8 protein-coding genes are annotated in these 9,990 nt (G+C 48.9%); 3 read left to right on the forward strand and 5 right to left on the reverse strand.

Annotated elements, in window-relative coordinates; all coding sequences use genetic code 11:
• Positions 1-41: 41 nt before the first annotated feature.
• Positions 42-1,517 (forward strand): GIY-YIG nuclease family protein, encoded by a 1,476-nt coding sequence (locus C4S74_RS24155; protein ID WP_103997883.1) that lies wholly within the window; start codon positions 42-44, stop codon positions 1,515-1,517.
• A 288-nt stretch (positions 1,518-1,805) separates the two neighbouring features.
• Here C4S74_RS24155 and C4S74_RS24160 read toward each other — a convergent pair whose 3' ends face one another.
• Both C4S74_RS24160 and C4S74_RS24165 read right to left on the reverse strand, forming a co-directional pair.
• Positions 1,806-2,222, reverse strand: a complete 417-nt coding sequence (locus tag C4S74_RS24160) for a hypothetical protein (protein WP_103997884.1) — start codon at positions 2,220-2,222, stop codon at positions 1,806-1,808.
• Between the two features lie 61 nt (positions 2,223-2,283).
• Positions 2,284-2,523, reverse strand: coding sequence for a hypothetical protein (locus tag C4S74_RS24165; protein ID WP_103997885.1), 240 nt, complete (start codon positions 2,521-2,523; stop codon positions 2,284-2,286).
• Between the two features lie 262 nt (positions 2,524-2,785).
• Between C4S74_RS24165 and C4S74_RS24170 the strand changes: the two genes are divergently transcribed.
• Entirely contained in the window at positions 2,786-6,091 is a 3,306-nt protein-coding gene (locus C4S74_RS24170) for an FG-GAP-like repeat-containing protein (RefSeq protein WP_103997886.1), read from the forward strand.
• 361 nt (positions 6,092-6,452) lie between these two features.
• Here C4S74_RS24170 and C4S74_RS24175 read toward each other — a convergent pair whose 3' ends face one another.
• From C4S74_RS24175 to C4S74_RS24190, 3 genes are all read right to left on the reverse strand, one after another.
• Positions 6,453-6,947, reverse strand: a complete 495-nt coding sequence (locus C4S74_RS24175) for a DUF3221 domain-containing protein (RefSeq protein WP_103997887.1) — start codon at positions 6,945-6,947, stop codon at positions 6,453-6,455.
• 208 nt (positions 6,948-7,155) lie between these two features.
• Complete coding sequence (locus C4S74_RS24180; protein WP_103997888.1) at positions 7,156-7,593, reverse strand: NTF2-like N-terminal transpeptidase domain-containing protein; 438 nt, start codon at positions 7,591-7,593, stop codon at positions 7,156-7,158.
• Between the two features lie 392 nt (positions 7,594-7,985).
• On the reverse strand, positions 7,986-8,786 hold the full coding sequence (locus C4S74_RS24190) for an endonuclease/exonuclease/phosphatase family protein (protein ID WP_103997890.1): 801 nt from the start codon (positions 8,784-8,786) through the stop codon (positions 7,986-7,988).
• A 468-nt stretch (positions 8,787-9,254) separates the two neighbouring features.
• On the opposite strand from C4S74_RS24190, the gene C4S74_RS27160 reads away from it, so the two are divergent.
• Complete coding sequence (locus tag C4S74_RS27160) at positions 9,255-9,491, forward strand: hypothetical protein (RefSeq protein WP_258042597.1); 237 nt, start codon at positions 9,255-9,257, stop codon at positions 9,489-9,491.
• Positions 9,492-9,990 lie beyond the last annotated feature (499 nt).

Consider the following 9,990-nt stretch of genomic DNA (forward strand, 5'->3'; position numbering starts at 1 on the left):
AATGATCTACTCACTTTTTTATAAATAAAGGAGACTTACCCATGTTTAAAAAGATTTTGGAAATGCTGAATCTGAATAAATCGATTGCCGAGAAAAACCTGCAGTTGGAAAGAATTAATAAGCAGATCCAGGAGAAAGAGGATGTAATCCAGGCTACCATCCACCAAGCGAGAGAGTCCGTTAGGCAGGAAGCTGAACACATCCTGAGAGAGGCTAGAAGAGAAGCAGACGCGAGTCTGGCTATCGCGAAGGGGCACCTGGCAGACATTCAAACCAAGATGGAGCAAGAACTCAGACAATCGGAAGGCATCTCGGCCGAGCTGGAGTCCAGGCAGAAAGCTCTAACCAAGATTGAGAAGACTCTTGCCAAAACGAAAAGCGAATCTCTTGGAATTAAAAATTTACTGGAGAAGTTTCCGGCCGCCGTTAAGTTTGAAGTGATCGAAGAAGAACTGGCGGTGCTTGAAGAGAGTTTGGGTGAGGGCGCTCTAAAGCCGATCGTCGAGCTTCATTTGCATCATCATGATTCCAAGAAGCTCCGGCAAGAGATGTCCGGTATCAATAAAGAGATTAAGGCTTTGCTCAAATCCTACGAAGAGCGCTATACGACGAAAGCAAACAAAACGATTTATCACTTAATGGTGATCGGTTTGCAGGCCGAGCTTCAAAATATTTTGCATACCCTGAGCTATACGAATTTGGAGAAGGCAGTCGCAAACGCAAGCGATCTGATCAACAAGTACCAGGTGATCTGTGCAGGCGGAAACTCGCAAATTTTGCCGACCATTACGAGATTTTTATCTGAGATTGAGCCCCTGTTCAAAAATGCTATTTTAGTGGAATATCAGTATTTCATCCAAAAGGAAAAAGAGAAGGAAGAGCAAAAATTGATTCGGGAGCAAATGCGCCAAGAAGCGGAAGAACAGCGTTTGCTTAATGAGGAACGGAAGAAGATCGAGCAGGAAGAACTGAAATATTTTAAAGAGATGGAGAAAAACAAGGAAGTGCTCAGCAAGGAAACTGATCCGGGTAAAATCGCTGCCCTGGAAGCAAGATTACGTGAATTGGAAGAACAGGTCCAACGGGTGGAAGAGCAGAAAGAAGAAATTACAAAGCGGGCCAACGGAAGAGCCGGGTATGTGTATGTGATTTCGAATTTGGGTTCCTTCGGCGACCGGATGTTCAAAATCGGCATGACGCGCCGCTTGAATCCGCTGGACCGGATCGAAGAGCTGGGGGACGCCTCCGTACCGTTTAAATTCGATATTCATGCGATGGTGTTTAGCGAAAACGCTGTGCAACTGGAGCAAGATTTGCACCGGATTTTATCGGATAACCGTGTAAATAAAGTGAACCTGCGGAAGGAATTTTTCTATTCCGATATTGAAGGCCTTCAAGCTACGGTGGAGGAAATTGATCCGACTGTTGAATTTATTACAACCATGGTAGCACAGGAATATCGTCAGAGCCAGAGCATGGACCTTATAGAGGAGCAAGAGATGGTGGAGGCGGTTTGAGGTAGGGGTTAAGTTAGAGCTTAGAGAAACAGAAAGCACTCTAGAGGAGTGCTTTTTTTTTGATATAGAATGTAAGATGTTTCTCAATCAAAGGAAAACGATGGTATTTAGCGAATAAGGTCATTACATCTAGTGCGGGGCCAACTTAACAGGTGTAAATTTTTATGATGCGAATTTAAACGGAACCCGGATTTTCGGTCCGCATAAGGTTAAAGATATTTGTTATACGGGTCCTTTAAACTGGACGCCTTTTCAAAAATGGACGGTTTTAGACTTACAACAAAACCCCTACATGCTTCGCCCTGACGAACTGCCGAGAGCCCTCGAAGAAAAAACAGCATAAAGCATAAACCCTGCAAAAAGCAGATGCGCGGCAGCCAAAACAGCCGCATCTAAGCTGAAAATCGAAGCGCTGAACCAGAAGAAAAAAGGAACAAGATGAACCATAATCATTACAAGAAGAATAAATTTTTGAAAGATGATTGCTAAGTTTTTTCTTCGAATTAAATAAAACAAAACAGCCAAAGCAAAACAAACGGCCAATAACAAGTTTGTTTTCCACCACCACATAAGGCTTTTCCCGATTGATGTGAACTCATGAACCAAAGTACCGACAAAAGGAATTTTGTCCAGCATGAGAGGACTATAGATCAATGAAAATCCGAACATCAGTAAGGTCAGCAAGAGAACAAAAGAGAATTTCATAAGGGACCTCCTTTTTCTTCCTTCATAATGTAACCACGCAACGCTTGGGCCTCGGGCGTTTTCAATTGTCTTTTGCCTTATGGTCCCTATAAGTTTTAATCGCGACGATCAAATTCAGAATGCCGGTGAGAAACGTCATAACCATTACGATCAGTTGAGGGAAGGTGGGACCGACTTTGACACCGTTTCCGATCGGACCGATTTTGGGCTGGTTCATGTCCCATAACCCGTAAAGTAAGCCGATTACAGGGATGAGAATGACGATGATACTGACCACAATATAGGTGACATATTTGTTCATCCGTAGTCTCCTTTCGATAAATGATCTCCTTGCTCGGTTTAGATTACGCTTTTAAATGGAATATATTATTTAATTCTCTAAATAAAAGGAGAATCCTTGTTTTAAAGCCGACCTATCTTTTTTACTTGTTGATTTACTCGTTGAAGCTGCGTTGCCTTCCCATTATGATCCGTTAACCGAACTTCACCCGCAAAGGTGATTTTTTTACGCTCAAAATCCGATATACTTAGTTAGTTAATGTCTACTAGGGAGCGTGAGAGAGTTGATTCGATCTGCAAAAAAAGGTCAAGCACAAAAATGGCTGGCCCTTGTATTGGGCGCGGCGTTAATCGCCGTACCGGTTGGGCCGGTAAAAGCGAATGGGGTGAATCCGGTTTTTGAGAACGCGGTCGCTTATGAGGTGGGCGGCTGGGCTTACGACGTCAAAACCGGAGATGTGAACGGGGACGGGCTGGATGATCTGGTGTCGCTGAATTTTCAAAATAATCAGGTGGCCGTGCTTCTCGGCAAGGGGGACGGAACGTTTGGAGCGTCGGCAGCTTTTGCGGTAGGGAGGAACCCTCGAGCGGTTGCGATTGCGGATTTAGACGGGGATCATCGTGCGGATTTGGCGGTTGCCAATTCGCAGGATAATACGGTAAGTATCCTTAAAGGCAGCGGGGACGGAACGTTCCTTCCATGGGGGAATGTTACGGGTGTAGGCGCAGAACCTTTGGAGATTGCTGTATCGGATTTGAACGGAGACGGTTATCCGGATTTGGCAGTGGTCAATAATAGTTCCGGCTCGGTTTCGATTCTGTTTAACGTCGGCGGGAGCGGGAATTTTGTGCTCGGGGCTTCCATCCCTGTCCTCGCTTACCCGAGAAGTCTTGCGGCATGGGATATGGATGGCGATGGAAAAACGGACCTTGCCGTCGCGAATTCCGGAAGCAACACGGTCAGTATATTGAAAAATGACGGCACCGGCACTCAATTCAGCCGGGTTGATTATGCGGCGGGCTCGTCCCCCAACAAAATGAAAGCAGCCGATCTCAACGGAGACGGCCTAAAGGATATGGTTTTTGCCGCCAACGGAGATAACGGGGTTACGGTGCTGCTCGGTACGGCTGGAGGAGGATTCGGACAAGCGGTGTTGTACCCTGCGGGAAATCTTCCGCTTGATGTTGCGCTGGGGGATTTCGACGGCGACGGACACATAGATATTCTCGGCCAAACGCAGGGCCAAGATTTTGCCATTCTGATGGGCAACGGAGACGGGACGTTTCAATCGCCGATCAGTTATCCGTATCCCCGTTATGCTTTTTATCTGGAGACGGGAGAGTTTAACGGGGACGGCCGATCGGATATTGTTCTGGCGAGCAGTTCTCCTTCCAATACGTCGGTAAACGTGATGAACAGTAGAGCGGAAGGGGCTTTCTCTCTTGCTTCGAATACGTTCGAAACGGCAGAGAACAACGGAACCGTCAGCGTGACGATAAAACGGACAGGCTCCGGCACAGGCCAGACTGCAGTCCGGATCAGGACGACCGATGGAACGGCGGTGGCGGGAAAAGATTATGCCGTCGTCGACGAGGTTGTCGTGCTCCAGGACGGTGAAACGAGCCGGGACTATCCGGTCACCGTTATGGACAACCAGGGCTATGAAGGGGACAAAACCTTTACGGTCAAGCTGAGCGATCCGGCGAACGGCTACGTGATGGGGGCGCCGGACGAAGCGGTCGTGACGATCCGAGAAGACGATGCTCTGCCGGATACCACGCCGCCTACGGTGGACGTTTCTAAATTCGGAGTCATAGATAGCTACGCGGGTACGCAGGATCGCCTGTATGGGGCGGCAGGAGCCGTAGGGGAAGCGGGAGCGGCTGTAAAAGCGTACTCGTGGACGGATACCGATAAGGACGGAATCGTGGGCACAGGCGAGCTCGGGATGCCGGCAGTACTGGGCAGCAGCGCAGGAGACGGCTCCGTTTCGGCCGCCGATATCGGCGACCTTGCGCCGGGAAGCTACGCTTACGTGATCACGGCTACGGATACAGCCGGGAACGAATCGGCGAAAAGTGCCGTGGCGGCCCTGACGGTGACGCTTGCGAAAGGAGCGTCGCCGGATACGGAAGCGCCGGTCTGGCCTGCGGGCGCGGCACCGGCCTTCTCGGGCGTTACCACTTCCGGCGTGAATGTAAGCTGGCCGGAGGCGGCGGATAACAGAGCCGTTGCCGGATACGACGTCTATAGGAACGGTACGCTGCTGACGACGGTCAGCGCCGATACGTACAGCTATAGGGCGGCAGGTTTGACGAGCGACACACTGTACTCGTTTGCGGTGAAGGCCAAGGACGGGGCGGGGAATGCAAGCGTGGAGCTCGCCGGAACGGTCCGGACTCTCGCCGTGCCTGTTTCGGGCGGATCGTCGGGATCTTCACCGTCGCTTTCGGCGGAGAGCAGACTGCAGGAGCTGCATTTTACGGCCGGAAAAAAGGAAGCTGCTCTGACGCCGAGTTTCCAGCCGGGAGTAAGCGATTATGCGGTCGAGACGGATGCGGACCGTGGTGTTATCCGGTATAAGACGATGGATTCCGCAGCGAGAGCCGGGGTGAACGGGCAGACCGCCGGATCAACTGGTGGGGAATATGCGGCTTCTTTGAGTGAGGGCGTCAACGTGTTTAAAATTGCCGTTCAGGCGGAAGACGGTTCCACCCGGGAGTACAAGCTGACGGTTACACGGAAGGCGGCAGAGGGTGGAACAAATCCCGGAACGAAGCCGGATGCAGGATCGGGAACTGGCCCGGGAACACCACCGGGGCCGGGTACAAAGCCTGAACCGGGCGGCAGCCGGTTTGCCGATGTTTCCGGACACTGGGCGGAAACGGATATCGGCCGGGCTATTGCTCTCGGTCTCGTCGACGGATACGAGGACGGTACATTCCACCCGGACGCGACGATCAACCGGGCCGAGTGGGTTGTTATGCTGGAGCGGCTGCTGAATGGTGCTAAAGCGGCGGGTGGGACGTCCACGGATGCGGCGTCAAAAACATCGGTCGGGAGCGCAGCAGAAACAGTGGAAAAAGCAACGGCAGCGATAGCAGTGAGCGCATCGGCCAATGCGGCGGAAACGGCGTTGGGATCAGATTCGGAAGCAGAGGCAAAAATACCGGCTGCGACAGCGGCAAGGATTGCTAAGGAGTCTGCGACGAACACCGCGCCGCTTTCCTTTGCCGATGGAGGCGCCATCCCCGCCTGGGCCGCCCGAGCGGTAGCGGATGCTTCCGCCAAAGGCATCGTGAGCGGCTACGAGGACGGAACGTTCCGTCCGGGTGCGGCCGTCACGCGTGCGGAGCTGGCCGTGATGCTGGCCAAAGCCGTGAACGGCTCTGCGGCCGGAGGCGGAAAAGCCGCAGCTTTCACGGATGAGGCCGATATCCCGGCTTGGGCCCGGCCTTACGTGCAGGAGGCGGCCGAACGCGGCCTGATCGACGGCCGGAGCGGAAACCGCTTCGCGCCGAACGAGAAGGCGACCCGGGCCGAGGCGGCCGTGCTGCTGGTTCGCCTGGCGAAGCTGCTTGGCTTGTAGGCGGGCTGCTCAATCGAGGCACAGCTCGATTTTTAGGCAAGACGCCTAGCGGGGCAACCGCCGGACGTCAGTCAAGTCACCCAACCAAGGCGGCAGCCTGGCGGGCCATTCGCTGCATGACAAGATGCAGCCTGATGCTCGCAGTTCGCAGCAGGCTGCTCAATGAAGGCGATAGCTATGGCATAGCATGTGCTCGGAGATAGCTATAGTTACAACGCAGCTAAGCTGCACAAAGAAAGACGGCACCGCTATGACAGCGGGGGCCGTCTTTTTTTGCTCCCCTAATCTATTTTCATACGAGCGAAGCTTCCGGCAGGAAAAGACGCGAACGGACAGCTGTCATCCATGAGTTTGACCGTTCTCAGTCTTCCTTGTCTTCAATGACCAGCTCCGTAACCTTTTCTCTGATGCCTTCGGTTAACCTCACATTCCAAACTTTTTTTTCCTGATCGAAAGATAGTTGCTGAACCGCCGGATGGTTAACTTTTTTTTGACTGAATGCCTTCTGTAAAATCGTTTCGGGCTCAAGCTTCGCTCCAGTGGGCTTGTCCATTTTTATTTTTTTAATAAATCTGCCGCCTGTTTGTCCAGGATAGGAGGTTAAGACATTCCCTGAAATTTCCACGATAACTTTATCGCCTATTTCTACACTGTCGGCCACGCCGGCTACCCATAGGGCATCGTAAAAATGATCGGAATCCGGAGTATCGCTTATTAATAAAGCTCTATTAGATTCGGGTTCTTTATCTACAATGAATCCGGTCTCTTCCGATTTGTTTTTGAGTGAAGTATCGGTTTCACAACCCCCCAGGACGGCAAGCAGGCAAATAAAAAAAATGAAATGCTTACGAAGCATAGCTGGCCCCCCCCCATTTCCTTAATCTGGTACTACTAAAGTGACGTGTTTTTCTTTCAAAGGTTGCACCAATGTATAAAATAACAACGGCACGAGCCTGCTTGTACTGACAGCCTTTCTTACCTTTAAATGCAGGAGGAGTTGTTAAGCCGAAAATAAAAAGCAGCTTATCCCGCTGGAGGATAAACTGCCTTTTTACTTGATCGGTTCATGTTTGTTTTTCGTCTTGACTTCCTGGTAGACGTAGAACTTTCCAACCCTCCGCAGTTTGGATCATTGTAAAAGTGTGGTCTTTTACGGTCTCACCACTTGTATTTTCAACTAATTTCACTGTGGTTTTAATTTTCACTTTTTCATCCGATTCTTGATGAATCCCTCGTATAGAAACATCCAAAGACTCAATAGTTTGAATTTCACGTTCGTAGAACTCTTTTTGTAATTTTTTATCCGTGTAGTCCCTGTCATCTAGTAACTGATTGATAGTATCCATATCTTTTTTGTTTATGGCTTCCACGTATTTTTGCAAAGTAATTTGTGCTTCCTCTTTGATGCTAGAACTTTTAGCAAGTGGAAACTTAAATGCAGTCAATAGAACAGCAAGTAAAATCACAGCTGAAATTATTCCGATTAATTTTAATTTTTTCATAAAATAATCCACTCATCCCTTACTTAGAGTCTGCTTATCACTTGTGGATAAATATACCATAAATAAAAGGTGATTGGAATTTTTGGGTGAAAACAGAGACAACACTAATTTTATTCTTACCAAGGAACTGGGGTTAGGTTGGAGAGGTATGATTCAGGTGATTATCTCCTTGGCTTATCTCGAAGTTTATCAACAAGATCTCTGGAAGAGGTGTAGTTTATGGCAATCATTTGATCAGAAGAGAGGGTGCGCGGAATGCGCGCCCTTTCTCTTTTAGCTGCAGCTGTTTTTATTCTCGGCATCGTTCATACCATTAACGGACAAAGGATGAGAGCGATAGAATGGCTTATTAAAATCCCCGTCCTAACGCCCCGGCCTTCCACCGAAGCATCTTATCCTTTATACCGCCAAGCGAGCGTAACCGGATAATGGTCGGAAGGATAGGCTCCATCGTGCCGCTCGCGATCTACGGTTGTCTGAAGCATCTCAATATCCGGCGTGGCAAAAATATAATCGATAGGCTCGCCATCGATGCCGCCTTCAAAATCGTGAAAGGTCCGGCCGACGGGCCCGTCCACAAGCGTATAGGCATCCTGCAGCTGTTCGCGAAGCAGCCGGATGGCTGAATTGTCCGGTTCGGCGTTGAGATCGCCCATGAGCAGCACCGGACAGTTCTCCTCTTCGCGGCGTGCCCGGATACGCTCCAGCAGCAGCTTCGCGCTTTCTTCACGAGCCTGCTGCCCCAAATGATCGAAATGCGTGTTAAACGCATAGAACCGCATGCCCGGTACTTCTTTGTTTTCGAAGCAGCCCCACGTGCAGATACGCGGATAGCTGCTGTCCCAGCCGAGGCTTCCCCGCACATCAGGCGTTTCCGACAGCCAGAACTGGCCGTGACTGATCAACGTTAATGCCTCGCGGTTGTAATAAATCGCGCAGTATTCGTCATTGTGCAGCTTGGCTTCCGCTTCTCCGAGGCGCCCGCTCCCGATTCGGCTGTAGCCGGCCAGACACGCATCCAAATCTTCCAGCATACCGGCGGTACCTTCCTGTGTTCCGATCAGATGAGCCTCCGAGCCCAGGATGCTATCCGCTGCGAGATGTTTGCGATGTGGCCATGCGTTGCCGCCGTCAGAGGTCACATTTACGCGTAAATTGAATGTCATGGCGGTCCAGCTTTTGCTATTTGTCATCTTGTTAGGTAACAACTCCTTTGTCTTTCTCTTCTGTTTTCACACTCCACTTTTAGTTTACACGATATCGTACGAAGGGGACCTTTTTATGTAGGAAACTCCTGATCCCGATTGAACTAGAAAGTAGAGTACCACCTCACCTACGTTCCATTCTTATAGAAAATTTTTATAGGAATGCGATTACTGTTCACGCAACAAGCGGTTACAGCCGGCGTAATACTTCTATCATGCCATATCATAAAAGAGGAAAATAATGAAAAGACTACTTCTTCTCTTCATGTTTTTTTCGTTAATGAGTCTTAATCTGGTAGGGTGTTCTAGCGGCAAAGATCCTGCTGATGTCGGCGAAATATTATTTTTATCAACCGTAGCCACAATCGAACAAGATACCGGCTATAATAACCAATTTACCGGGTGAGCTATAGCAAAGAAACTTTAGCAGCAATAAGCGAAGCGAGCAGGGAAAAATTGTTCCAACGTGTAGCCCAAAAGTACAATGCGTCGGTTCAGCAAATCCCTGAAGATTTTATCTATGGGAAAAAAGATTTGGCACTTGGCGTGCTACTCAGTAAAACATCTTCCGATAAAGTTACTGTAAATTCGATTAAAAGGATGGGTACGGGTATTTCGTATACGATTGAGCTGGTGAAACATAGGGATGACTGGAAAGTCGAGAAGGTGACGAAGACGGGTTCAGGCAAGTAAAACAAGATGCCGGACTATCTTAATCTAATAATGTGTCCGACCATTATTTTTAAAAAAAGAGCTCTAAAGTTACAGACAAGCTGAAACTCCGAAGCTCTACCTTTTTATGCCATTCGCTTATTTATGAAGCAGGGCAGCCTGAGAGCGGGGAGACATTTGCACAGTCAGCGTGTCGAGAATTTTCGTTTTAAATGCTTTGTTGTCGCTGCGCAATATGCTATGTTAAAAATAAAGATGATTGAATGTATTGATCTGTATCATGATAATCTAAAGTTTTATCGCTTGGACAATCAGTATAAAACTAAGGCGTATTATAGGCATCAAGGCATCGCTACACCTGGAGTCTCTTGATTCTTTAGTGCGAATGGGAAGCGAACATGATTTACTAGGAGGATTCGCACCAAATATTATACACAAAAAGTAAAATTTTATATAACAAGGAATTTTACTTTTTGTGATAAAAGAGTTAAAGGGAATATTATTTTTGGTTTTAAGTCGT

Origin of the sequence: Paenibacillus sp. UNC499MF, assembly GCF_900107975.1 — a bacterium.
Classification (GTDB): domain Bacteria; phylum Bacillota; class Bacilli; order Paenibacillales; family NBRC-103111; genus Paenibacillus_F.

Bases quoted from the DNA above. Each gene is read 5' to 3' on its own strand.
- C4S74_RS24155 (WP_103997883.1), top strand. From the start codon at position 42: ATGTTTAAAAAGATTTTGGAAATGCTGAATCTGAATAAATCGATTGCC.
- C4S74_RS24160 (WP_103997884.1), bottom strand. From the start codon at position 2,222: ATGAAATTCTCTTTTGTTCTCTTGCTGACCTTACTGATGTTCGGATTT.
- C4S74_RS24165 (WP_103997885.1), bottom strand. From the start codon at position 2,523: ATGAACAAATATGTCACCTATATTGTGGTCAGTATCATCGTCATTCTC.
- C4S74_RS24175 (WP_103997887.1), bottom strand. From the start codon at position 6,947: ATGCTTCGTAAGCATTTCATTTTTTTTATTTGCCTGCTTGCCGTCCTG.
- C4S74_RS24180 (WP_103997888.1), bottom strand. From the start codon at position 7,593: ATGAAAAAATTAAAATTAATCGGAATAATTTCAGCTGTGATTTTACTT.
- C4S74_RS24190 (WP_103997890.1), bottom strand. From the start codon at position 8,786: ATGACAAATAGCAAAAGCTGGACCGCCATGACATTCAATTTACGCGTA.